The organism is Noviherbaspirillum sp. (assembly GCF_035254685.1).
In the GTDB taxonomy this organism is placed as follows: Bacteria; Pseudomonadota; Gammaproteobacteria; order Burkholderiales; family Burkholderiaceae_D; genus Noviherbaspirillum.
In genome coordinates this window covers 1-23,807 of the sequence record NZ_DATFAI010000020.1, presented here as the reverse complement: position 1 = coordinate 23,807, position 23,807 = coordinate 1, and the positions used below count along the sequence as shown (strand labels likewise).

Annotated in this window: 28 protein-coding genes; 8 read left to right on the top strand and 20 right to left on the bottom strand. The window is 58.4% G+C overall.

The annotated features are described in order from the left end of the window. Position 1: 1 nt before the first annotated feature. Together tssB and VJ698_RS06115 are read right to left on the bottom strand one after the other, a co-directional pair. Complete coding sequence (tssB, locus tag VJ698_RS06120; protein WP_324101831.1) at positions 2 to 511, bottom strand: type VI secretion system contractile sheath small subunit; 510 nt, start codon at positions 509 to 511, stop codon at positions 2 to 4. A 51-nt stretch (positions 512 to 562) separates the two neighbouring features. Beyond that, complete coding sequence (locus VJ698_RS06115) at positions 563 to 1,204, bottom strand: tetratricopeptide repeat protein (protein ID WP_324101830.1); 642 nt, start codon at positions 1,202 to 1,204, stop codon at positions 563 to 565. A 244-nt stretch (positions 1,205 to 1,448) separates the two neighbouring features. Here VJ698_RS06115 and tssJ point away from each other — a divergent pair, with 244 nt between their 5' ends. The 3 genes from tssJ to icmH are packed head-to-tail and all read left to right on the top strand — an operon-like array spanning position 1,449 to position 4,246. After that, positions 1,449 to 2,072: a type VI secretion system lipoprotein TssJ gene (tssJ, locus tag VJ698_RS06110; protein WP_324101829.1), complete on the top strand. Its 624-nt coding sequence runs from the start codon at positions 1,449 to 1,451 to the stop codon at positions 2,070 to 2,072. A gap of 36 nt (positions 2,073 to 2,108) precedes the next feature. Continuing rightward, positions 2,109 to 3,458: a type VI secretion system baseplate subunit TssK gene (gene tssK / locus VJ698_RS06105; RefSeq protein WP_324101828.1), complete on the top strand. Its 1,350-nt coding sequence runs from the start codon at positions 2,109 to 2,111 to the stop codon at positions 3,456 to 3,458. 26 nt (positions 3,459 to 3,484) lie between these two features. Further along, complete coding sequence (icmH, locus tag VJ698_RS06100) at positions 3,485 to 4,246, top strand: type IVB secretion system protein IcmH/DotU (RefSeq protein ID WP_414691124.1); 762 nt, start codon at positions 3,485 to 3,487, stop codon at positions 4,244 to 4,246. Between the two features lie 113 nt (positions 4,247 to 4,359). On the opposite strand, the gene VJ698_RS06095 is transcribed toward icmH, so the two are convergent. Then, positions 4,360 to 4,755, bottom strand: a complete 396-nt coding sequence (locus VJ698_RS06095) for a hypothetical protein (RefSeq protein ID WP_324101826.1) — start codon at positions 4,753 to 4,755, stop codon at positions 4,360 to 4,362. Here VJ698_RS06095 and VJ698_RS06090 point away from each other — a divergent pair. Continuing rightward, a complete protein-coding gene (locus tag VJ698_RS06090; RefSeq protein WP_324101825.1) occupies positions 4,745 to 4,969 on the top strand; it encodes a hypothetical protein in 225 nt (74 codons plus the stop codon). The two genes, VJ698_RS06095 and VJ698_RS06090, sit on opposite strands and share 11 nt — an antisense overlap. A 51-nt stretch (positions 4,970 to 5,020) precedes the next feature. On the opposite strand, the gene VJ698_RS06085 is transcribed toward VJ698_RS06090, so the two are convergent. The 7 genes from VJ698_RS06085 to mltG form a co-directional block, all read right to left on the bottom strand. Beyond that, positions 5,021 to 5,806 carry an ankyrin repeat domain-containing protein gene (locus VJ698_RS06085; protein WP_324101824.1) on the bottom strand — a complete coding sequence of 262 codons (786 nt, stop codon included), beginning with the start codon at positions 5,804 to 5,806 and terminating at the stop codon, positions 5,021 to 5,023. Continuing rightward, on the bottom strand, positions 5,736 to 6,515 hold the full coding sequence (locus tag VJ698_RS06080) for a TatD family hydrolase (RefSeq protein ID WP_324101823.1): 780 nt from the start codon (positions 6,513 to 6,515) through the stop codon (positions 5,736 to 5,738). Before VJ698_RS06080 ends, VJ698_RS06085 begins: the two co-directional genes overlap by 71 nt. Before the next feature lie 86 nt (positions 6,516 to 6,601). Further along, positions 6,602 to 7,099, bottom strand: coding sequence for a GNAT family N-acetyltransferase (locus tag VJ698_RS06075; RefSeq protein WP_324101822.1), 498 nt, complete (start codon positions 7,097 to 7,099; stop codon positions 6,602 to 6,604). Between the two features lie 6 nt (positions 7,100 to 7,105). Further along, complete coding sequence (locus VJ698_RS06070) at positions 7,106 to 7,495, bottom strand: PilZ domain-containing protein (RefSeq protein ID WP_324101821.1); 390 nt, start codon at positions 7,493 to 7,495, stop codon at positions 7,106 to 7,108. A 25-nt stretch (positions 7,496 to 7,520) separates the two neighbouring features. Further along, positions 7,521 to 8,558: a DNA polymerase III subunit delta' gene (locus tag VJ698_RS06065; protein WP_324101820.1), complete on the bottom strand. Its 1,038-nt coding sequence runs from the start codon at positions 8,556 to 8,558 to the stop codon at positions 7,521 to 7,523. A gap of 4 nt (positions 8,559 to 8,562) precedes the next feature. Then, positions 8,563 to 9,171, bottom strand: a complete 609-nt coding sequence (gene tmk / locus VJ698_RS06060) for a dTMP kinase (RefSeq protein WP_324101819.1) — start codon at positions 9,169 to 9,171, stop codon at positions 8,563 to 8,565. A 33-nt stretch (positions 9,172 to 9,204) separates the two neighbouring features. Further along, positions 9,205 to 10,188: an endolytic transglycosylase MltG gene (gene mltG, locus VJ698_RS06055; RefSeq protein WP_414691116.1), complete on the bottom strand. Its 984-nt coding sequence runs from the start codon at positions 10,186 to 10,188 to the stop codon at positions 9,205 to 9,207. Positions 10,189 to 10,320: 132 nt separating this feature from the next. Between mltG and VJ698_RS06050 the strand changes: the two genes are divergently transcribed. The 3 genes from VJ698_RS06050 to VJ698_RS06040 are packed head-to-tail and all read left to right on the top strand — an operon-like array spanning position 10,321 to position 12,377. Then, positions 10,321 to 11,355, top strand: a complete 1,035-nt coding sequence (locus tag VJ698_RS06050; RefSeq protein WP_324101818.1) for a folate-binding protein — start codon at positions 10,321 to 10,323, stop codon at positions 11,353 to 11,355. Between the two features lie 21 nt (positions 11,356 to 11,376). Beyond that, positions 11,377 to 11,664, top strand: coding sequence for a DUF4936 family protein (locus VJ698_RS06045; protein ID WP_324101817.1), 288 nt, complete (start codon positions 11,377 to 11,379; stop codon positions 11,662 to 11,664). Beyond that, positions 11,655 to 12,377: an NRDE family protein gene (locus VJ698_RS06040; protein ID WP_324101816.1), complete on the top strand. Its 723-nt coding sequence runs from the start codon at positions 11,655 to 11,657 to the stop codon at positions 12,375 to 12,377. The genes VJ698_RS06045 and VJ698_RS06040 overlap by 10 nt, the downstream gene beginning before the upstream one ends. A gap of 8 nt (positions 12,378 to 12,385) precedes the next feature. Here the strand turns inward: VJ698_RS06040 and VJ698_RS06035 are convergent, their stop codons facing one another. From VJ698_RS06035 to VJ698_RS05990, 10 genes are all read right to left on the bottom strand, one after another. Continuing rightward, positions 12,386 to 12,808, bottom strand: a complete 423-nt coding sequence (locus tag VJ698_RS06035; protein WP_324101815.1) for a GNAT family N-acetyltransferase — start codon at positions 12,806 to 12,808, stop codon at positions 12,386 to 12,388. Further along, entirely contained in the window at positions 12,805 to 13,242 is a 438-nt protein-coding gene (locus VJ698_RS06030; RefSeq protein ID WP_324101814.1) for a thioesterase family protein, read from the bottom strand. The genes VJ698_RS06035 and VJ698_RS06030 overlap by 4 nt, the downstream gene beginning before the upstream one ends. 98 nt (positions 13,243 to 13,340) lie before the next feature. Continuing rightward, a complete protein-coding gene (locus VJ698_RS06025) occupies positions 13,341 to 14,237 on the bottom strand; it encodes an alpha/beta hydrolase (RefSeq protein ID WP_324101813.1) in 897 nt (298 codons plus the stop codon). 10 nt (positions 14,238 to 14,247) lie between these two features. Next, positions 14,248 to 15,153, bottom strand: a complete 906-nt coding sequence (locus VJ698_RS06020) for an SDR family oxidoreductase (RefSeq protein WP_324101812.1) — start codon at positions 15,151 to 15,153, stop codon at positions 14,248 to 14,250. A gap of 24 nt (positions 15,154 to 15,177) precedes the next feature. Next, positions 15,178 to 16,107 (bottom strand): glutathione S-transferase family protein, encoded by a 930-nt coding sequence (locus tag VJ698_RS06015; RefSeq protein WP_324101811.1) that lies wholly within the window; start codon positions 16,105 to 16,107, stop codon positions 15,178 to 15,180. Positions 16,108 to 16,136: 29 nt separating this feature from the next. After that, the gene (locus VJ698_RS06010; RefSeq protein WP_324101810.1) at positions 16,137 to 17,141 is read right to left on the bottom strand and encodes an NADP-dependent oxidoreductase; all 1,005 of its coding nucleotides are present in this window, start codon (positions 17,139 to 17,141) and stop codon (positions 16,137 to 16,139) included. A 91-nt stretch (positions 17,142 to 17,232) separates the two neighbouring features. After that, a complete protein-coding gene (locus VJ698_RS06005) occupies positions 17,233 to 17,667 on the bottom strand; it encodes a PaaI family thioesterase (protein WP_324101809.1) in 435 nt (144 codons plus the stop codon). Further along, a complete protein-coding gene (locus VJ698_RS06000) occupies positions 17,667 to 18,452 on the bottom strand; it encodes an SDR family oxidoreductase (RefSeq protein WP_324101808.1) in 786 nt (261 codons plus the stop codon). Before VJ698_RS06000 ends, VJ698_RS06005 begins: the two co-directional genes overlap by 1 nt. A gap of 60 nt (positions 18,453 to 18,512) precedes the next feature. After that, positions 18,513 to 20,327, bottom strand: a complete 1,815-nt coding sequence (locus VJ698_RS05995; protein ID WP_324101807.1) for an acyl-CoA dehydrogenase — start codon at positions 20,325 to 20,327, stop codon at positions 18,513 to 18,515. A 136-nt stretch (positions 20,328 to 20,463) separates the two neighbouring features. Continuing rightward, positions 20,464 to 21,642 carry an acetyl-CoA C-acyltransferase gene (locus VJ698_RS05990; protein WP_324101806.1) on the bottom strand — a complete coding sequence of 393 codons (1,179 nt, stop codon included), beginning with the start codon at positions 21,640 to 21,642 and terminating at the stop codon, positions 20,464 to 20,466. A gap of 395 nt (positions 21,643 to 22,037) precedes the next feature. Here VJ698_RS05990 and VJ698_RS05985 point away from each other — a divergent pair, with 395 nt between their 5' ends. Further along, positions 22,038 to 23,714: an MFS transporter gene (locus VJ698_RS05985; protein ID WP_324101805.1), complete on the top strand. Its 1,677-nt coding sequence runs from the start codon at positions 22,038 to 22,040 to the stop codon at positions 23,712 to 23,714. The last annotated feature ends 93 nt before the right edge of the window (positions 23,715 to 23,807 follow it).

Sequence of the window (23,807 nt, the reverse complement as noted above, 5' to 3'; positions counted from 1 at the left end):
GTCAGTCCTCTCCGCGTTGCGTTTCTTTGCCTAGCCGCTGCAGGCTTTCGGTATTCGACAGGACCTCGCTCAGCACATCTTCCAGCTTGTCGTTGCTGGCCAGCTTGTTACGCAAATCGGACAGCTTGCTGCGTGCTTCAAGAAGTTTTCGCAATGGCTCAACCTGCTGAACCACAGCCTCAGGCCGGAAATCGTCGATCGACCTGAATTTGATATCGACGGCGAGTTCACCACCTGTCTCGCTCAGGGTGTTCTTTACGCTATACGCAGCACGAGGCTCGACCCCCTTCATGACATCATCAAAATTCTCCACATCGATGCTGACAAACTTTCGATCCTTTAATTTAGGCAAGGGTGTGGCGGAATTCCCTGAAAAGTCCCCCATGACGCCGACGACGAACGGAATCTCCTTCTGTTCGATTGCGTCGCCGATCTCAACGTCGTAGGTGAGCTGGACGCGCGGCGGCCGGACACGCTGTAGCTTCTTCTGCACGCTTTCTTTCTTGGACATAGGTGTTTTCCTTTGATGAGTGGTATCAGAAACGTGTGGACTTGCAGGCCGCTATTTCAATGACTTGAAAGGGTCCGCGGAGCCGTTGCTCGACTCGCTTTGATGAGATTTGGAGGTCTTTGATGCCCCATGCGCGCGCGAATGCAGTCTTATACGCGCTGCCGGAGTAGGCCTTGCGTCGGCGGTAGCAGGCGGAACAAGAACTTTTTCGCCAAGCACTTCCCGCAAGGAATTGGTGAGCTTCTCGGCTTCGGCGCGCGCGTTCATGTTGACGGCTCCATTTGGCCGCAGTCCGGCAACCGCCTTCGCTGCAACACGAAGACCAGCCACAACGAGGACGCTCTTCACATCCTGATTCGATTCGTCCCGTTGCATGGCCTCGTTTGCGGCGACAATCGCAGACGGATAGTTATTCTGTTCAAACCAGGCGTTAGCCATCTTCATCCATGGCACGGCACTGGTCGGATTCTCCCTCGCAGCCTGGTTCCACAGGCCGATCGCCTTGTCAGTCTGCCCCGCTGCGAGCGCGGCATCTGCATCTTTGTAAAGTATGTCGACGTTCGCCTTTGGCGCGTCATCAGCGCCAGTTGTTGCGCAGCCGGAAAGAAGGGATAGGCATACCAACGCTCCACCAAGGCTCAGGCTCAAGGCTCGTGTGGTGCGTCGAAATGTGCAAGATTTTCCATAGGACATTGGATCTCCTCGGCAAAAAAGAAAATTCCCGCGCATTCCGCATCAGAACTGACGGATGGCCGACAAACCTTGCCGCCATCGCATCATCTCCCGCGGACTTAGCGCATTAATAATTAACATTATTGCAACAGTCGGCTATACTAACTGACTTATTGTTATTTTTTCAATTGTTTTTTGATATTTTTCTGTGAGCACGGCTAACTGCTTAGGGCTGGCAGGAGATTCCTGACCACAAAACCGCCCCATGCAAAGAACAATTGCCGACCGCACTGAACGGCAACCTTTGGTCCGCATACTTGCGTTGGCTACAGCGTGCGTGGCTATTGCCGGATGCAGCACGGCCGTCCACCAGGCTGCGGAAAAGATGGCAGAGGCCGCATTGGGCTCTATCGGCGTGAATCGTCCAGGAACATCTGCGTCGCAGACCTCCTTGACGATTCAAATGAGGATGGAAGCCGCGCCCGATCTGAATGCCGGAGACGACGGGCGAGGACTGGCGACGGTAATCAGGCTTTACCACTTGCGAGCCGAGCACGTCTTTATGGCCATGCCCTATGCGAACTACGGGAACCTGGAAAAGGAAAAACAGGATATGGGCGACGATCTCGTGGGGACTCGGGAGCTGGTCCTGTCCCCGGGACAAACGCTGGAAATCACTGAAAAGCTCGAGGGAGAAGCAAGGTATTTTGGTGTGGTAGCTCTCTTTCGCTCGCCGCGGGCGCAGCACTGGCGCTATGCGTTTGCCGCGCCTGAAGTCGCGCTCCGGAGTCGTGCTTGGCCTGCATGCCTGCGCGATGTCGGCAACAAGCGCGGCACCAATCGGAATTTCGTCGGCCAATGCAGCCTTGCCGGTATCGACCGGCTGTAATTGAGGCTTAACCGTAACAGATCAATCGTGTGAATCATGAACCGTCTAGCAAAAATCCTTTGGGGCGAAGGCCTGTTCTTGCGGCCTCAACACTTCCAGCGGCAAGACCTCTATCACGAGTCACGACTGGCTGAATTCGGCCACATGGCCCATCCCTATTTATGGGGGGTGCGAGAGCTGGAATTCGATATGGATGCCATCACATCAGGCATTCTGCGGCTCACTGCGATCAGCGGCGTCCTGCCTGATGGCGAGATGATTCGCGCGCCAGCCTGCGACGAATTGCCGGAGGCGCTCAATCTTGCCGGTATCGAGAACATGGCGAACGGCACAGTCATTTACGTCGGACTGCCCTATCTCCGGGATTTCGGGCCGAATTTCTCGACACAACACGCACCCATCGGACAGGCATTTCGTTACCGCCAAGACGAGGAATCTGCGCCTGACCTTTACACGAATGCGATCGAATCGGAGCTGACAATTCTGAAGAAATCCTTGCGCCTGCTTTCCGAACACGACAATCGCGAGCAGTATGTCTCCATGCCGATCGCCCGGGTGCGTACAGGAAGTTCAGGCTCCTATGAACTCGATACCAGCTTTGTTCCGCCCATTCTGACAATTCGTTCATCCTCGCCGGTCTTTCTGATGATGCGTCGGCTGCTGGAGATCCTCCAGGCCAAGGCGCAGGCGCTCTATGGCCATCATCGCGAACCTTCACTTAATGTGCTCGAATTCCGGTCTGGCGATGTGGCTTCGTTCTGGCTCCTCCATACGGTCAACACGGCTTACGCCTCGCTGGCACATCTGTTCCATCACCCTGCGCTCCATCCGGAACGGCTGTTCCATGAACTCCTGAAGCTGGCCGGTCAACTGCTGACCTTCTCCAAGGCGTTCAGCCTGTCTGACCTGCCGATATACAATCATTCAAGCCCTGGCCCTGAATTCGCAAGACTTGACAGGATCATCCGGGAATTGATCGACACCGTGATTTCGTCGCGCTACTTCTCGATCCCGCTGTCCGAGGTAAAACCCGCCTTCCATCTCGGTCGTCTCGACTCCGAAAAAGTCACAAGCGGTGCATCGTTCTACCTTTGCGTCACCGCCGACATGCCCCCTGCAGAATTAGTGGAAGCCATCCCGTTACGCATCAAAGTGGGAGCACCGGATGACGTGGACAGAATGGTCTCCTCAGCCATGCCAGGTGTGCGGCTGATGTCCGCGCCGCAGGTACCGCCATCCATACCGGTACGCCCGGGATGCTATTACTTTTCGCTCGACCCTCACGGAACAATCTATGAGCGCATGATCGCGTCCGCCTCCGTGATGGTCTACGCGCCTGCCGGCTTCAACAATATCAGACTCGAATTGTTCGCGGTGACACAATAATGACTGATGCATTGATACAGAATACGATTTCCCATGCTCCCTCCCTGTTTGAGGATATGCCTGCGCATTCGACTCCCGCACCTGCAACACGGTCGCTGGCAGACTTGATGCATGAGGGCTTTTACCTGCTGCTTTTGATGCGTAACCGCTACTTTCCGGCGGACCCGAATCAGTTTTCCGCGCAGGTATGTCGACTTCTCGATAATTTCGAACGCAATGCACGACGCATGAACGTGGCAATCGATGACATCTACGCAGCGAAGTATGCATTTTGTGCCGCCGTTGACGAAACCATCCTGTCGTCAGAAATGGCTATTCGGGAGATCTGGGAGCAGGCACCGCTGCAATTGACCCTGTTTGGTGATCAGTTGGCCGGAGAGAATTTCTACAAGGAGCTCGAAGCCGTGCGACATCGCGGCCAGGCAAGCGTCCAGACCCTGGAGGTGTTTTACATGTGTCTTCTGACCGGCTTCCAGGGCAAATATGCACTCGAGAGCAAGGAAAAACTGAACTATCTTATCGCCACACTCGACAAGGAGATCACTCACCTGAAGGGCAAGCGCCCCCAATTCGCTCCGCACTGGAAATCACCCGACCAGGTGAAGCACATGTTGAGATCCGAACTTCCGCTATGGGTGATCGGCGCCGCACTAGCTTGTCTCGGCTTGGTCACTTACGGGGTTCTCGGATGGCTGCTCGCCCGGCACAGCAATGAAGTGCTCGGCGCTTACTTCGATATCATCAGGCTGGCACCAAGAATCGCGAGCATTACGATCAGCCTGCCATAAGACGTGAGGCGTTGTACCAGGCCTGCAAGGTCAAGACATTTTTCTTGAAGACTCAACTACTTGCTGAAATTTGCAGGCAACGACACATTTCATAGCGTCAATCCATGCCCTCTCTATTCACGATTGATATTACTCATTAATCGACTAATTCGGTCGGTGCTAATATTTTGCGAATTTTGCAATTTGTAAATCTTCTGGATTTTCAGCTTCATTGCCTGCGTCCCAACAAGAAACAAAATAATCGGGGGGCGCAACATGCTCGCTTGTCTGCCTTGCATATGGTTGGAGGTCGGTGCGATGGATTCCATTCCCTGCGAACCTGTTTTGCTGGAAAAAGCAAAGGCGTCCCCGCTCGGGCCGACCACAACAGCAAATGCGGCTTCACCGCTGGATAAGAGATTGGCCGCGCGAGGCCAACGGGCAAGCAGCCACAATGACTTGGCTGCGAATACCTTCAAGTGGCTAGCGAAGCTACCCAGGGAGACAAGGCCAAATGCCTTGGCAGTCAAATTTCCCCGTGTCGCCAACCGTCTTGCCGAGGTCTGGAATCGACCACCTGAATGCGAGCGCTATCTGGATGACCTGATGACGGATACTCGCGGTGACAGGCAAGGCTTTCCGCCAGATGTCGCCTCGGACCTGGAGGCCCTGAAGAAGCACTTCCTGAAATCTGCGAAGTCCATTCAGTACGGGATCTGGGGCAACCGAAGCGAGTTCGGCTGAACTCAACAATTTCGGGCACGAACCAGCAACTGGTTCTGCGAGCACGGCTTTTTACAGCTTGCCCGCTTTTTTCAGGCGATAAGTCAGGCCCTCGGCGATATCCGCATGCCCGTGCTTTACCGCAAAATCAATGGCGCTCATCCCGATGTCGTTCTTCAGGGTGGCATCTGCCCCCTCGTCGAGCAGGAGTTTGACGGTGAGGATATGTCCTCCGCGTGCGGCCATCATGATCGGCGTGGTCTTGTTCGGCGATTCGGCGTCTATGTACGCGGACTTGTCGAGCAGGATCTGCACAATCTCGTTGTTGCCAATTGCGGCTGCATAATGCAATGGAGTCCAGCCCGGTTTGTTGACTTCAGCGCCTTTGGCCAGCAGCGCTTCGACAGCCGGCTTGTTTCCCTTATAGCATGCGATCATCAGTGAGGTATCGCCATTGAATGCGGTCACTTCGAGATTAATGTCTCTTGCGTTGAGAAGCACATCGAATACCTTCATGGAATTCTCTCGCAAGGCGAGGATGAGACCGGTATCTCCACGTTCCGCTTCGATCAGATTGGGGTCGAGGCCGCGCGCAAGCAGTGATTTGATCGCCTGGTCGTTGTCCACCTTTACCGCCCGGAAGAAATCATCATAAGCGCCCGCCATCCCGATGCCCGGCATGCCGAGGGCAAGGCCAGCAGCGCCCAGCATCGCGATAGATTTTCTCCGCCCCAGACAAATCCGGGCTTCCCGCATTTCGCGATGCTCAAGGTTTTTCATGCACTCCTCAGCAGGGCAGTTTGAACAGCGTGAAGAAATTATCCGTGGTCTGCTGCGCGACGCGTTCCAGCGGAACATCCTTCAGCCTGGAGAGAAATTCTGCGACATGCCTGACCAGGCCGGGCTCGTTGATTTTTCCCCGATGCGGAACGGGCGCGAGGTAGGGAGAATCCGTTTCGATCAGCATGCGTTCCAGCGGCACCGCGCTGGCAACCGCTTGCAGGTCCCTGGCGTTCTTGAAAGTGACAATGCCGGAGAAGGAAATATAAAAACCCATTTCCATTGCGGCCTCGGCCACCTCAAGCGATTCGGTAAAACAATGCATCACCCCGCCAGCCCCGCCTGCTTCAGTTCCCGCACCCTCTTCGCGCATGATGCGAATCGTGTCTTCGGAGGCCGAACGGGTATGGATGATCAGGGGTTTGCCGGTGGCACGCGAAGCCTTGATGTGCCGGCGAAAGCGTTCACGCTGCCATTCGAGGTCACCTTCGAGGCGGTAGTAATCCAGCCCGGTTTCACCGATGGCAACGATTTTCGGGTGGGAGGCAAGGCGGACGAGCTCTTCCACGCTCGGCTCAGGCGTGTCTTCGTAGTCAGGATGGACGCCGACTGATGCGTAGATATTTGGATATTTTTCGGCCAGTTCCAGTACCTGAGGAAACTCGGGAAGGTTGACCGACACGCAAAGGGCATGCGTTACGCAATTGTCTTCCATCTTCCGGAAGATCTCCGACAGGCGGGCAGACAGTTCGGGGAAATTGATGTGGCAGTGGGAATCGATAAACATGTGCGCATTTTACGCCCTCGGGCGTATCTCGATCATGGCAGCAGTTCGGTGAACGAACGGCAAACGGCGCCGCCCCGAAATTATGTTCAGGCAACGCGCTTGCCGACAATGATCAGGTCGCGTTCAACGCCGTCGAGAGTCGCCACGCGGGGGAGATCGCCCCAGGTTTCGAAACCGAATGCTTCGAACAGCTTCAGGCTGGGGATGTTGTGTCCAAAGATGAATCCAAGCAGGGTGTGTACGCCGATGCTTGGCGCGTGTTCAATGGCCTTGGTGAGAAAATAACGGCCAAGGCCCTTGCCGCGCGCCAACTCATGCAGATAGATCGACAGCTCGGCCGTTCCCGCGTAAGCCGGGCGACCGTAAAAATTGGAATAGGATAGCCAGCCGATGATCTGTCCATCTTCTTCCGCGACCCAAAGAGGCCGCCTTTCGGGCTGATGTTCAGCGAACCAGGCCTGGCGTGACTCGACGGTAACCGGCTCCGTATCCGCGGTTACCTGTCGGGACGGGACGGTACTGTTGTAGATGGCAACAATTGCAGGCAGGTCTTCCTGGCGGGCGAGGCGATGCGAATAGCTCATTGATGATTACAGTGTGTGCGTGGCGCGGGACGAGCGCAGCGCAGCGCCAAGCAATTCTTCTATGCGGTGCTTTACGCGCAGTCCGCTCTCATCGGCGGAAAAATGGACGCCGATACCTTGCGCCTTGTTGTTGTTCGCGCCGGCGGGCGTGATCCAGGCGATCTTCCCGGCAATGGGATATTTGGTTGGATCATCCATCAAAGTGAGGATCAGGTAGATCTCGTCGCCGAGCTTGTACGGCTTGTTGGTCGGAACGAAAATGCCGCCATTGGCGAGGAAAGGCATGTACGCGGCATACAAGGCCGCCTTTTCCTTGATGGGCAGCGACAGGACGGACGGGCGGGCAATGTTGGCTCCGCCTGCGGAAGACGTCGGAATCGCGGGTGCTTCTGCCATGACTATCCTTTACGTTCGGAAGACATTACGAAGGAAAAAGGGCTGAATATTCCAGCAGCATATCTTCAATGAAAAGCTTTGCCGACAACGGGTGTTCCGCCACCGCCCGACGGTCCTTGACGGATTTCAGCACGCGCAGCAAATCGGTCGTGTCGGCCCGCTGCGCCAGCGCGGTGAGTTCTTTCCCGTAGCGCGGATAATAACGAATTCTGCCTGACAGTTTCAGGGAAAATACATCATACAGCCAGCGTTGCAGCCACGAGACCATGGTGGGAACGGGCGCCTTCTGCAGCTTTTCGGCCGCTTTCAAGGCGCTTTCCACTCCCGGCCTGGCGAGACTGCGCAGGAATTCATCCATCGTTTCGCGCTCTTCCGTCTGTGCCAGGGCCAGTGCGGAGAGTGGCGCTCCGCCTTGCTCGGCGAGCCAGACATCGGCATCGGCAACACCCTGCTCCTGCAACCACGCCAGTGACTCTTCCTGTAACGGCATTGGCAGCGCAAACTTTCGGCAGCGCGACAAAATCGTCGGCAGCAGGCGGTCAAGACTGTTCGACACCAGCAGGAACATGGTCTGCGGCGGCGGCTCTTCCAGCGTCTTGAGCAAGGCGTTGGCTGCCGCGGTATTCAGCACTTCCGCCGGATACAGCAGGATTACGCGCATTCCCTGGCGATGGGTCGAGACGTTCATGAAATCGGCCAGTGCGCGGACCTGGTCGATCTTGATTTCCTTGGAGGGCGCCTTTGTCTTGCTGGATTTCTTCCCTTCACCCGCCTCGACATCCTCCGTTTCGCCGGCTTCGTCTTCGTCCAGCACTTCGGGGCGGACACGGCGGTAATCGGGATGGTTGTATTGGCCGAACCAGCCGCATGGATCGCAGTGGCCGCATGGATGTCCTTCCGCCGAAGGCGCCTGGCACAACAGAGACTGGGCAAAATGCTCGGCGAAATCTGTCTTCCCGATGCCTTCCGGTCCGTGGAACAGAATGGCGTGCGGCAGGCGCTGCCGCAACTGCTGCAGTTGCTGCCACGCGGTGTTCTGCCAAGGGTAAAGAGTCTGCGTCATGACGTCACATGCCTGCCAGGATGTTTACAAGCGTCTTCCGGATGTCTGTGATCGCCTGCGTCGAATCGATCACCCTGAAACGTCCCGGGAATTGGGCTGCCCGGCGCAAGTATTCCTTCCTGGTCGATTCAAAGAAGTCCGCCTTCTCCCGTTCAAACTTGTCCAGTTCGCGCGTGGCATCCAGCCGCGCGCGCGCGACATCGAGGGGAACATCGAAAAGCAGGGTCAGATCGGGCTGCAAATGCGGATGCACCCACTTTTCGAGGGCTTCGAGCTTGTCCAGGGAGAGCTTCCTTCCCCCGCCTTGGTAGGCGAATGTGGCGTCGGTAAAGCGGTCGGAGATCACCCAGTCTCCACGCGCCAACCCAGGCTCGATAACCTCAGCCAGGTGTTCCCGGCGCGCCGCAAACATCAGCAAGGCTTCCGTTTCAAGATGCATCTTTTCATGCAGCAGGATCTCCCGCAATTTCTCACCGAGCGGCGTGCCGCCGGGCTCGCGCGTGATGATGACGGTCTTGCCCTGCGTTCTCAGCCATTCGGCGACAAAGTCCAGATGGGTAGATTTACCCGCACCATCGATCCCCTCGAATGTGATGAATTTGCCAACTGTCATGGATGGATATTCTTGTTTCCTGTGCAGACGGCATTATCGCTGGTATTTGTTGACTGCGCGGTTATGGTCGTTCAGGTTGTTTGAAAATTCACTCGTCCCGTTTCCGCGTGAAACGAAGTACAGCGCATCCGACCTGGCGGGATTGAGTGCAGCCTCCAGCGATTCCGCACCAGGCAGGGAGATGGGCGTTGGCGGCAGGCCGACACGGGTGTACGTGTTATATGGCGTGTCGGTCTCCAGGTCCCGCTTGCGGATGTTGCCCTGGTAAGCCTCACCCATGCCATAAATCACGCTGGGATCTGTCTGCAGCAGCATGCCGCGCTTGAGGCGATTAATGAAGACCGCCGCAATCAGGTTGCGCTCGGCCTTCAGCCCGGTCTCCTTCTCGACGATGGACGCCATGATCAGCGCTTCGTACGGAGACTTGTAGGGCAGCGACGGATCGCGCCTTGCCCAGGCATCGTTCAGGCGCTTCTGCAGCAAGGCATGCGCCTGTTTGTAGACCTGGAGATCGCTCGACCCCTTGGCGAACAGGTAGGTGTCCGGAAAAAACAAGCCTTCGGGCCTCGTGTACTCCGTGGTGATTTTCGCGAGCAGTTCCTTGTCGGACAGCCCGGAGGTATCGTGCTTCAGGGCCGGGTGGGTCGCGATCGCCTGACGCATCTGACGGAACGTCCAGCCCTCAATGATGACCAGAGCTTCCTGGGCGAACTCCCCTCGTACGAGCTGATCGATGAGCTTCAGCGGCGTCGTGCCGGGCTTCAGTTCATAGTTGCCGGCTTTCAGCCGGGAGCCTTTTCCGCTAATGCGGGCAAGCAAGCCGAGCAGCATCGGATTGACCGGTACGCCGGCGCTGGCTATCTGCTCGGCGCTGCTGCGCACACTGCTGCCAGCCTTGATGGAAAACTCCACCGGCTTTTCCTCGCCGCCGATGATCGGCTGGTGCGCCCAGAAATAGACCAGCGCGGCGAACAAGGTGGAAATGGCGATAACAAAAAGAAAAAATTTCTTGATCAAAACAAAACCTTGGCAAATTCAGAATCCGGGTCGCGGCTGGGGTTGATGCCACCGAGTCTTTCAGACCTCTCTATAATCAACCCAGAATGATAATGGCTGTAGCGCTAATTTACTTTAGGTAGGACCGCATTTATGAATACATGGTTGCAATTCCTGAGCCAGAACGGCGCCGCGATCGATGACTCCAGTGGAGTACCGATCGCCGAATTTCCCCGTCCGGCAGCACTTCCGCGAAGCTTCGTCGCCCCCTTGACCGATGTCGGCCTGATCGGCGCAACCGGGGATGATGCGTTCGTTTTCCTGCACAACCAGTTGACCAACGACGTCGAACACTTGTCGTCCGGGGAAGCGCGCCTGGCAGCCTATTGTTCGCCGAAAGGTCGCATGCTGGCCAGTTTCCTGATGTGGAAAACGGCGGATGCAATCATGCTGCAATTGTCGCGTCAAATCCAGCCCGCCGTGCAAAAGCGCTTGCAGATGTTCGTGTTGCGGGCGAAGGTCAAGCTGAATGACCTCTCGGACCAGCATGCCGTGCTCGGCCTCGGCGGAGCCTCGGCAGCTGATGCACTGAAGGCGTGGTTCCCCACCATCCCCACGACGCCATTTGCAAAGACCGACTCTCCGTCCGGCAGCCTGATCCGTCTTCCGGATGCGCTTGGCGAGCCGCGCTTTCAGTGGGTCGCGCCAGTCGCCGTGGCCGAACAGGCCTGGCCGGAACTCGTCAAGATATTCACACCGGTCGGCGCATCGCTGTGGCACCTGACCGACATCCACGCGGGAATTCCCCTCATCACGCAGGCAACGCAGGAGCAGTTCGTTCCGCAAATGGTCAATTTCGAATTGATCGGCGGCGTCAACTTCAAGAAAGGCTGCTACCCCGGTCAGGAGATCGTCGCCCGTAGCCAATACCTCGGCAAGCAGAAACGCAGAATGCTGCTCGCCACCCTTGACGGAATGGCGGCGCGGCCCGGCATGGAATTGTTCTCGAGTGAAGATCCCGAGCAACCTTGCGGCATGGTCGTGAATGCGGAACCCAACCTGCAAGGCGGCACCGACTGCCTGGTGGAAGTGAAAACGGTTGCTGCGGAAGAAGGCTCCATCCACCTCGGCTCCGCTGGAGGCACTGTACTCAGGTTTGGCCAGTTGCCTTACGCCCTTCCCGCCTGATTGACGGCCTTCGACGCGGCCATGGATTTGTATATCTATTATCGCGTCCCGGTGAACAATGTCGAGGTCTTGCGCGATCGGGTTTTGGGCATGCAAGGATCGATCGTCCAGGAATATGGTATCGTCTGCGAACTCAAGCGCCGCCCGGACGAAAAGGATGGTGGGCAGACGTGGATGGAAATTTACCACGCAGTGCCTGCCGGCTTCGAGGCGACACTTGGGCGCGCAATCGCGCACGCTGGCCTGGCCGCGCTCATCGACGGCCCCCGTCATACAGAAATTTTTGTGGATGTTTCTACATGTGCCTGATCGTATTCGCCTGGCAGGTTGTTCCCGGCATGCCGCTGGTCGCTGCCGGTAATCGCGATGAATTCTATGATCGCCCTGCCGTCCCTGCCGATTGGTGGGACGATCATCCGGATGTGTATGCCGGGCGTGACCTGCGCGGCGGCGGTACCTGGATGGGCGTGACACGCGACGGCAGGTTTGCGGCGATCACGAATATCCGCGCGCCGTCAGAGCGACGCGACGATGCACCGACACGCGGCGCGCTGGTTGCCGATTACCTCACGGGCAACACGTCACCGGAGGAATATGTAGAAACGATCTCGGCCGATGCCGACCGATTCAATGGATTCAATCTCCTCGTCGGCAATCGGGATTCACTGATCTGGTACTCCAATCGCGCGGATGACGAGCGCAACGGCAAGCCTCTGCCCTCAGGCATCTACGGCCTATCGAATGCGTCACTCGATTCACCATGGCCCAAAGTAGTCAGAACCAAGGCGCAGTTTGCCAGCCTCTTGTGCCAGGGCGCACCGGAAGAAGCCTATTTCGACATGCTGACCGATACGACGCGGGCATCTGATTGCCGCCTGCCGAAAACCGGCGTGAGCCTGGAATGGGAACGAATGTTGTCGGCGGTGTGCATCGAGTCGCCGGAGTATGGAACGCGTTCCTCGACCGTTGCGCAAATCCACGCCCGTGACTCCGCGAAACTGCGCGAGCACGTCATCCGCTAAAAGGACTGTCAGCGGAACGCATGCCGCATCGTGATGTGCGGTATGCCCGCCTCCATGAATTCCTCACCCTCCTGCACAAAACCGAAACGGCGGTAGAACTGCTCGGCATGGCTCTGCGCATGCAGGAGGACCGCAGGGTCGCCGCGCTTGCGGGCTTCGGACATCAACGCCTGCAGTACGGCCCCGCCGACTCCCTGTCCGCGCATCGCCTTCACCACCGCCATGCGGCCGATATGCCCGTCCGGCAGCAGCCGCCCGGTAGCCACAGCCTTGCCCGCATCATAGGCGACGGCATGAACGCACTCGCGATCCATCTCGTCCCACTCCATCTCCAGCGGAACCTTCTGCTCGACGACGAACACCTCGTAACGGATCATCTGCGCATCGGAGCGCTGCGTGTCCCAATCGCCAATCGTCAGACGGATGTTCATGCAGCGACCGGTGCGACTTTTTCGACCCGGCTCAGGACTGCGCGCCACTCCTCCGGAAAGGGCACGCCCTTCCGGACTGCGGTATCCGCATACACATACACCAGTTCACCCGAGATCAGATGCTGGTCGCCGCGGAAAATCTCGAGTACGAAACGCACCGAGGTCCTGCCGAAGCCGGCGCAGCGCACGCCGATATCGAGAACGTCATCGAAACGTGCAGGCGCGTTGTATTCAATGGTCGCCTTGCGCGCGAACATTTCTCGTCCGTCGCTGGCCTGCTGAAGGACGCTGGGCAGACCGGTCGAGCGCCAGTATTCGGTGAACGCGACGTCGAAATAGGTGAGGTAATGTCCGTTGAAGACGATGCCTTGCATGTCGGCCTCTGCCCAACGGACACGCAAGGAATGAAAGAAGGAAAAATCTTCGCGTGCCATCTTGTGTGCCAGAAAATATTCAGCCGTTAATTATGAACGATTTGCGCACGGGACGACATGGATGCCAGGCTGCCCCGGCACCAGCTTTTCGGGTGATCCTAGTCAGCAAGAAACCCGCGAATCAGGCTGTTGATCCGTTCCGGTTGCTCGTGCACGACCCAATGCGAACCGTCCGGGATGCGGACGATCTCGAGGTCGTCGACCACTTCATCCAGCCCGTCGAGCAGCGACTTCGGCAGCGCAATGTCCTTTTCTCCCCAGATCACGCGCGTGGGTACCGTGATGCGGAAATCGGCCGGGTTCATTTGCAGCTTCAGCGGGCCGGGATGATCGGATGTCGGCGGATGCAAAGGCGACGCGCGATAATAATTGACGCCACCGGTCAGGCCGCGCGACCAGCACTCGTGGTATTTCGCTCGTACCTCGCCAGTAAACCAGGGCGTCGGTGCCTGCCCCATGCCGTTCAGCAGACTTTCGAGCTTCGCGAAGCCATCTTTCGCAAGCGCACCTTCCGAGCCTTCCGCGCGCAGCCAGTTCATGTACTCGCTCGCCGCCTTCTGCGCAGGGTCGTTCGCCAGTGCCTGCATGAACAGGTAAGGATGCGGCGAGTTCACGATGATGAGCTTGTGCAGCAGCAGCGGCAAGGCGATGGCAAGGTTCCAGGCAATCGCACCGCCCCAGTCATGCGCGACCAGCACGAATTTTTCATAGCCGAGGTGCTCCGCCAGCAGGCGCAGGTCATCGACGATATGTTTCGCCTTGTAGGCTGCAGGGTCGGCAGGCATGTCCGACAAATTGAAGCCGCGCAAGTCCGGTGCCACGGCAAAGTATTCGCCGCCGAATTCGCGCAGTTGCGCTTCCCATTCGTACCAGAACTCGGGAAAGCCATGCACGAACAGGACCAGCGGCTTGCCCTTTTCACCGGCACTGGCGTAATGCAGGCGAATGCCATTGGGCAGCGCTGCGAATTGGTTGGATTGAATGGGTGCGCTCATCGTTTCCCCCTTACTTCACGCCCAGTTGGGCCTGCAGTGCTTCGCGAATCTGTGGCGCAGCGGCATAAGGGTCGCTAGGATTTCGCTGCAGGACGATGTCTTCCATGCGTGTCTGCACGTTGCCGAGGGCATGGGGATGCGAATAGATGTAGAACCTGTCTTCCTTGATGGCGTCGAAGGTTCGCTCCGCGACCTGCGCGGCGGTTACCTTGCCTGAAGTCACAGCCTTGTCCGACATCGCCTGGGCGACGACCTGGCTTGTCGTGGGAACTGCATCGCTCTTCACATCATCAGGGCGATTCAGATGCGACTGGTTGATCCCGGTGGGAACAAAATATGGACACAGCACTGACGCTCCAACCGGTGCCTTGATCAACTGAAGGTCATGGAACAAGGATTCGGACAAGGATACGACGGCATGCTTGGAGACGTTGTAGACGCCCATGGTGGGCGCATTCAGCAACCCGGCCATCGACGCCGTATTCACAATATGACCTTCGTAACCGGGGTCCTTCTTTGCACACTCGAGCATCAGTGGCGTGAACGTGCGCACGCCATGGATCACACCCCACAGATTTACCCCAAGCACCCATTCCCAGTCGGCGATGGAGTTTTCCCAGACAAGGCCGCCTGCGCCCACGCCGGCATTGTTGAAGACGAGATGAACAGCGCCGAATTTCTCCATCGCGGCATCGGCCAGCGCTTGCACCTGCTCCGCCTTGCGCACGTCACAACGAACCGCGATGACCTGCGCGCCCTGGGCTTCCAGTTCGGCCTTTGCCTTCTCCAATCCGTCCTGCTGCACGTCGGCCAGCACCAGTTTCATGCCCACTCTTGCGCCGATGTTTGCAAACTCGCGCCCGAAGCCGCTTGCGCCGCCGGTAATGACGGCCACCCTGTTCCGGAATTCTTTCATGTTGTCTCCTGCCAGCTGATTGATTCAGATTTTCTTCATTTGGAAACCGATACGCGGAAAGTGCACTACCACTCTGCCCGCCTTCGGGTCTTCGCGTCGTACCGCGAACTCGTTGTCAGCGGAAATGACGAGTTCGCCTTCGACCGGATCGAATGCATAGTCGGTCGGCATGATGGAGACGCGCTCGCCCAGCGCAACGCCGTGCGTGTCGACGAACGGGAAGCCTCTCGTCTCCGCAGCCGTGCTGTCGCGCGCAACTTCCAGCGCCCGTTCGGCGCTCAGCATTTCCGACTGGTGATGCCCGACACCCGCCATCCGTGCAACCCAGTCTTTCAGTCGCGGCACATCATCCAGAATGCCTGCAAGCGGTTGCGCGAGCTGAATGAACCACATGCAGTGATAGACCGAAAAATCGGCAATGCTTGCCTGCGCGCCGAGCAAATAACGCTTGCCATCGGCCAGCATGTCATCGAGCCGGCGCAGGTACACCTTGAGATTACCGGTCGCTTCCTGCGCCGTCATGCGCGGCGCATTGCCGCGCATCGCTGCACGGTCGGCACCGAATGCCTTCATCTGCTCCGGCGTCAGCGGCCCGAGCAGGTGAGGAATCGCAATGGGCTGGAACACATAGCCGATCACGGTCCAGAACAGGGTCGCGTCAGCCCATTGTGCAAGCGTACGCGCCAATCCGGTTACCGGCGCCGGATACAGGGAGGGCGACGGCGCGACCCGCTCCAGCACATCGGCAATCAGTGCAGTATCGCAATAGATGTCCGCCCCCACCTGCAGCACGGGCGTGCGGCGATATCCGCCGGTCAGCGCTGTCAGGTTCGGTTTGGGCATCACCGGCGGAATGAGCACCGACTTCCATGCCAGCTTCTTGAAGCCGAACATCAGCCGGATTTTTTCCGAGAAGGGCGAATTCTGATAATGATGAAGAATAAGGTCTGGCATGCGGTCTCCGCGCAATCGGCTGGTTGAACTCAGATCAGTTTGACCAGCTGCTTCCCGAAGTTCCTTCCCTTCAGCAGACCAATGAATGCATCCGGCGCCGATTCCAGTCCCTGTGCGATGGATTCCCTGAACTTCAGCTTGCCGATTGCCACCAGCGCTTCCAGCTCGGTCAGTCCCTGCGGCCACAGTTCCATGTGCTCGGAGACAATGAAACCTTGCACGTTCAGGCGCATGGTAAGGAAGGCACGCACGTTCTTCAGCGGAATCGGTTCGCCGCTATAACCCGCGATCAGGCCGCACAAGGCAATGCGTCCGAAGGGATTCATGCGCGCGAGGCAGGCATCGAAAACCTCGCCGCCGACATTCTCGAAAACGGCATCGATGCCATTCGGTGTGGCCTTGGCAAGGTCGCCCGCCAGATTGCCCGCCTTGTAGTCGACGCAGGCATCAAAGCCAAGCTCGTTCACGGCATAAGCACACTTCTCCGCACCGCCGGCAATGCCAACCGCGCGGCAGCCATGGAATTTGGCCAACTGCCCGACAACGCTGCCCACTGCACCACTTGCGGCGGAGACGACGATCGTCTCACCCGGCTTCGGATGCATGATCTGCGTCAGGCCGTACCATGCCGTCATCCCGGGCATACCGACTGCGCCAAGATAGGCCGACATCGGGACGTGCGTGGTGTCGACCTTGCGCAGCATGGTTCCGTCCGACACACCCATTTCGGCCCAGCCGAGCATGCCCTGGACCTTGTCGCCAACAGCAAATGCCGGGTTCTTCGATGCGACCACTTCGCCGACCGTGCCACCGACCATGACTTCGTTCAAAGGCTGTGGCGCAGCATAGCTCTTGCTCTCCTCCATGCGGCCGCGCATGTAAGGATCGAGCGAGAGGAAATGGTTGCGGATCAATACCTGCCCGTCTTTCAGTGTCGGCACCGGCACTTCTTCGAGACGGAAATTTTCGGGAACAACCTGCCCCTGCGGGCGGGAGGCAAGGACCATGCGTTTGTAAGTAGTCGATGTGCTCATTGTGTGCTCGCTTATTCAGAAGAAAGTGAGAGCAGTTGCAGCGCGTGTCCCAGTTGTGCCGGGAACAGTGCGCGCCGCAGGCTGCACGGGCTTACTCGTGTTCCAGCTTCTTTGCAACGTCGAGGCGTTTTAGGTACTTGAACGTGCCGATCGCCTTGGCTGCCAGCTTGTCGTCATTCCACACTTCGCCTTCGCAGAAGCAGATGGTTCGTGCGCGGTGGAAGGCCTTGCCCCTGGCGATGATGCGCCCGCCAGGGTGACCACCTGGCTGCAAAAAGCTGGTCTTCATTTCAATCGTGACGCCGCCGCGCGCATCCGGGTCGAGCGACCTTCCCGCCATGGACATTGCCACGTCGAGAAGGGTCATGATGATGCCGCCATGCGCGACGTTCCAGCTGTTCATGTGGCGCTCCGACAGGCTCAGCGCGACTTCCGCCTCACCATCTTCCATCCGGATGAATTCCACGCCGAGGTCATGCAGGAACGGGATTTCAGCGGGAAATGGTTGTGGCTTTGACGTATCCATCAGTGAACCGCAGACACGCCGCCATCAACCGCAAGAATCTGGCCAGTGATGTGCTTGGACGCATCGGACGCGAACAGCAATGCCGCGCCCTTCAGGTCCTCATCGTCGCCGATGCGTTGCAGCGGCGCAGCCTTGGCCAATGCCTCCTGGCCAAAGCTTTCCAGCACGCCCTTGGTCATCTTGGACGGGAAGAAACCCGGCGCCAGCGCGTTGACGGTGATCCCGTATTTGCCCCATTCGCCGGCCAGCGTTCGCGTGAAGTTCACGACCGCACCCTTCGACGTGTTGTAGGCGATGGTTTGCATGCTGTCCGGGCCGTTGCCGGCCAGGCCGGCGATCGAGGCGACGTTGATGATGCGGCCGTACTTGCGGGGAATCATCGATTGCTTCGCGACCGCCTGCGAGAGCAGGAAGATGCTGCGCACGTTCAGGTTCATTACCTTGTCCCACGCTTCCAGCGGATAGTCTTCCGCGGGTGCGCCCCAGGTCGCGCCGGCATTGTTGACGAGAATGTCGATATGCCCCAGGCGCTGGAGCGTTTCCGCGACCAGCGGTGCGATCGAACTCTCCTTCGACAGGTCGGCGGCGATGGCGCTCGCTTCGATGCCGCGCTCTTTCAGGTGCGCGACAGCCTCATCGAGATCCGCCTGCTTGCGCGAGGACAGTACAAGTTTCGCGCCCTGCTCGCCGAGCGCTTCGGCGATCTGCAAACCGAGACCGCGCGAACCACCTGTGACCAAGGCCGTCTTGCCTGTCAGGTTCAGCAATTCTTTTGTCGTACGCATAGTGCCTCCTTTATCTATGTTGTTCGGACTTCGTGACCCATGCATTGCGCTGCTTCATGTTCAGAACCAGGCGTCCTGCATTTCCAGCGTGGTGATATCGATGCTTTCCAGCAAATCCAGTTGCGGCTGCACCTTCGGCAGTTCCCATTTGAAGAAGAATGCGCAGGCTTGCAGCTTACCCTTGTAGAAGTCGGCGTCGTGACCGCTCTTGCCGACCGAAAGAATGGCCTGCTGCAACCACATCCAGGCGACGACCATGTGACCGAATGCTTCGAGATAGACCGACGCATTGGCGAGGGTCTTGTTCAGGTCGCCGGCCGCGTACAGCGCCTGCGTTACCTTTTCAACGCGCAGCAACACGGCGCCCAGGGATTTCGCATAAGCGGCAAGCTCAGACAATTCCTGCGCCTGTGCCATCGTTTTCTGCATTTCGAGCGCGAGCGCCTTGAATGCCGCACCGTTCTGCATCGATACCTTCCGGCCCAGCAGATCCAGGCCCTGGATGCCATGCGTGCCTTCATGGATCGGGTTCAGGCGGTTGTCGCGATAGAACTGCTCGACGTTGTATTCGCGGGTGTAGCCGTAGCCGCCGTGGACCTGGATCGCCAGACTGTTGGCTTCCAGGCACCACTGCGACGGCCATGACTTGGCAATCGGCGTCAGGATGTCGAGCAGCAACGTGGCATGCTTGCGCACTTCCGCCGATTCCGCTGTCTTTTCCTCGTCGACCAATCTTGCACAGAAGAGGTTCAGCCCGAGTCCGCCTTCCACATAAGTCTTCTGCGCCAGCAGCATGCGCTTGACGTCGGTATGCTGGATGATCGGAATCTGCGGCTGCGCCGGATCCTTCGCCATCGGATGGCGGCCCTGGGGACGCTCGCGCGCATATTCCAGCGCATGCAGGTATCCGGTGTAGCCCAGCATGACGGCGCCGAGCCCGACGCCGATGCGCGCCTCGTTCATCATGTGGAACATGTTGGCGAGGCCCTTGTGCAGTTCACCGACTAGATAGCCGACCGCGCCGGCCTTGCCCAGTGGCTTGAACTTGCCTTCGCCGAAATTCAGCAGGCAGTTCGTGGTGCCGCGGTAACCCATCTTGTGGTTCAGGCCGGCCAGCACCACATCGTTGTGCTCGCCGAGCGAGCCATCAGCGTTGACCAGGAATTTGGGAACGATGAATAGCGAGATGCCCTTCACACCCGGGATCAGCTTACCGTTTTCATCCGGCACCTTGGCCAGCACGAGATGCACGATATTCTCCGACAGTTCATGCTCGCCGGCCGAGATCCACATCTTGTTGCCCTTGAGGCGATAGGTGCCGTCGCCTTGCGGTTCGGCGCGCGTGACGATATCGGACAGCGACGAGCCGGCCTGCGGTTCGGACAGGCACATGGTGCCGAAGAAACGGCCGGTCATCATTGGCTTGACGAAGGTGTCGATCTGTTCTGGCGTGCCGCATTTAAGCAGGGTATTGGCATTCCCGATGGTCAGGAACGGATACGAGGAGGTGCCGACATTGGCGCCCTTGAAATAGGCCAGGCCGGCCTTCTCAATCAGGCATGGCAGCTGCATGCCGCCAAAATCGTAATCCTGCCCTGCGGCCATCAGCCCGGCATCGCAGAACGCCTTCAGCGCAGTCTTCACTTCCGGAATGATGTGGACCTTTTCACCGTCGAAATGAGGCTCTTCCTGGTCATTCTTCTTGTTATGCGGCGCGAACAGATCGGTTGCAATCTGCTCGCAGGTGTCCAGCGCGGCATTGAAGGTTTCGCGCGAATGATCGGCATAACGCGCGCGACCGGTCAGATCCTCTGCCCTGAGCCATTCATACAGCACAAATTCAAGGTCGCGCCGGGAAACGATTTTCGATTGCATGATGGTCCTCCGTGCGTGCGGAATCACCGCCACACGCGATTGTGAGCAATATCAAGGATGACGGGCACCAAATGGCAACCGAGGCGCCCAATGCGAACGTGGGCGCCTCGGTTGCACCGGGCGCCCACGCTTTACATCACACGACTTCAAACAGTCCGGCTGCGCCCTGCCCGCCGCCGATGCACATCGTGACCACGACGTACTTCGCTCCGCGACGCTTGCCTTCAATCAGCGCATGTCCGGTCAGGCGTGCACCGGAAACACCATACGGATGGCCGACTGCAATGGCGCCACCGTTCACGTTGAGGCGATCCATCGGGATGCCGAGCTTGTCGGCGCAATACAGCACTTGCACGGCGAAGGCTTCGTTCAGCTCCCACAGACCGATGTCTTCCACCTTCAGGCCGGCCTTTTTCAGCAGCTTGGGAATCGCGAATACCGGGCCGATTCCCATTTCGTCCGGCTCGCAACCCGCAACCGCAAAGCCACGGAAGATGCCCAACGGCTTCAGGCCCTTCTGTTCCGCAAGCTTGCTGTTCATCACGATGGCGACTGATGCGCCGTCAGAATACTGGCTGGCATTGCCAGCGGTAATCACGCCGCCCGGGATCGCAGTGCGGATCTTGGAGACGCCTTCCAGCGTCGTGTCGGCGCGAATACCTTCGTCGGCAGAGATCGTCACTTCCTTCGTCATCAGCATGCCGCTTTGCTTGTCGGCTACGCCCATGATGGTGGTCATCGGTACGATTTCTTCGTTGAACTTGCCGGCAGCCTGCGCAGCAGCGGCGCGCAACTGGCTCTGCACGCCGTACTCGTCTTGGCGCTCCTTGCTAATGTTATAGCGCTTGGCGACATTCTCCGCAGTCTGGAGCATCGGCCAGTAGACTTCCGGCTTGTTCTGCTGCAGCCAGGTCTCCATGATCATGTGACGGTTGGATTCGTTTTGCACGCAGGAGATCGACTCGACGCCGCCTGCCGCATAAACGTCGCCCTCGCCGGCGATGATGCGTTGCGATGCCATCGCAATGGTTTGCAGGCCGGAGGAGCAGAACCGGTTGATCGTCATGCCGGCGGTCGTCACCGGGCAACCGGCGCGCAACGCGACCTGACGCGCAATATTGCTTCCCGTTGCGCCTTCAGGCGTCGCACAACCCATCAGGACATCTTCCACTTCAGCGGCGTCGATCTTCGCGCGCTCGATGGCTGCCTTCAGCACGTGGCCGCCCAGTGTCGCGCCGTGGGTCATGTTGAAAGCGCCTTTCCAGGATTTGGCCAGGCCGGTGCGGGCGGTGGATACGATCACGGCATCTGTCATTTGGAGCTCCTTGAGTTGAATTTGATTTATGTACTTGTGCGAATCGGTACGCGTACTTTCCTGCCGGCTTTTCAGCCTTGCTGCATGTCGAGTCCAAGTCGGCAGCCGGGGCCCGCAGCTTGCCGTCCGCAGACGCCGCCGGCCGACATGAACTCTTATCGAAACACCAGAATATCACATTTTTAGCACGATCGTTCGCAAACGTAAGATCGAGAATCCATCCCCCCTGAAAAATGCATCTCCCAGAGTGAAAACCACCATACCGCGATCCTGTTTCTTGTAAGTTTCTGTAAGTTTGAAGCAAGCGTGACGTAAGGTTTCAGTCGCACACTCCGCATGTGCAATAAATGGGCAAGAGTCTTTGCACATTCATATTAATTAACGAGGAGATAAGCATGGCGACAGTTCAGACAACGGCTGCGCGCGGCATGACGGCAGAAGAGCGGAAAGTTATTTTCGCCTCTTCGCTGGGCACCGTGTTCGAATGGTATGACTTCTACCTGTACGGTTCACTGGCAGCGATCATCGCGAAACAGTTCTTTGCCGGCACCGACCCCACCACCGCATTCATTTTCGCGCTGCTGGCATTTGCGGCGGGCTTCATCGTCCGTCCGTTCGGCGCGCTGGTCTTCGGCCGCCTCGGCGACATGATCGGCCGTAAATACACCTTCCTGGTCACCATCCTGATCATGGGTATGTCCACCTTCGGCGTGGGCCTGCTCCCGGGCTATGCCTCGATCGGTATCACCGCACCGGTGATCCTGATCTCCCTGCGCATCCTGCAAGGCCTTGCGCTCGGCGGTGAGTACGGCGGCGCTGCAACTTACGTTGCAGAGCACGCTCCGCAAGACAAGCGCGGCGCGTTCACTGCCTGGATCCAGACCACTGCGACCCTGGGCCTGTTCCTGTCCCTGCTCGTGATTCTCGGTACCCGTACCGCGATCGGTGAAGCTGCGTTCGCTGATTGGGGATGGCGCATTCCGTTCCTGGTCTCGGTGTTCCTGCTGGCTGTTTCGGTGTGGATCCGCCTGTCCATGAACGAGTCCCCGGCTTTCGCGAAGATGAAAGCGGAAGGCAAGACCTCCAAGGCTCCGATTTCCGAGTCCTTCGGCCAATGGAAGAACCTGAAGATCGTTATCCTGGCGCTCGTCGGCCTGACCGCCGGCCAGGCAGTGGTCTGGTACACCGGCCAGTTCTACGCGCTGTTCTTCCTGACCCAGACCCTGAAGGTTGATGGCGCGACGGCCAACCTGCTGATCGCTGCCTCACTCGTGATCGGTACGCCGTTCTTCATCGTGTTCGGCTCGCTGTCCGACAAGATTGGCCGCAAGCCGATCATCCTCGGCGGCTGCCTGCTCGCCGCAGTGACCTACTTCCCGATCTTCGGCGCGCTGACCCACTACACCAACCCGGCCCTCGAAACCGCGATCAAGAACTCGCCGGTTGTCGTGGTCGCTGATCCGGCAGACTGCCAGTTCCAGTTCAACCCGACCGGGACCAAGAAGTTCACGTCTTCCTGCGATATCGTCAAGGCCAAGCTGGCTGCTGCTTCGGTGAACTACTCTAACGAAGCTGCTCCTGCGGGCACCGTCGCTTCCGTCAAGGTTGGCGACAAGGTGATTCAGTCGTACAACGCTGCTGCGCTGCCGAAGGATGAAGCTGCTGCCAAGGAAAAGGCACTGTCCAAGGAATTGGGCGACGTCATCAAGGCACACGGCTATCCGTCCAAGGCTGATCCTGCCCAGATGAACAAGGGCATGATCCTGGTGCTCCTCACCATTCTCGTGATCTACGTGACCATGGTGTACGGCCCGATCGCGGCAATGCTGGTCGAACTGTTCCCGACCCGCATCCGCTATACCTCCATGTCCCTGCCGTACCACATCGGCAACGGCTGGTTCGGCGGGATGCTGCCGCTGCTCGCGACCGCGTTCGTCGCCGCCACCGGCGACATCTACTTCGGCCTCTGGTACCCGATCGTCGTCGCGCTGATGACGTTCGTCATCGGCCTCTTGTTCCTCAAGGACCGCAAGAACATCGACCTGCACGCGGACGAATCGGCCTATCGCTAGCCGCGGCTGCGCGGCGTTTCGCGCCGCACCCACGCAAGTCCTCGAGAGCCCCGGCACGCCGGGGCTCTCGTTTCTGTGGCGCCGCCGCGGCTG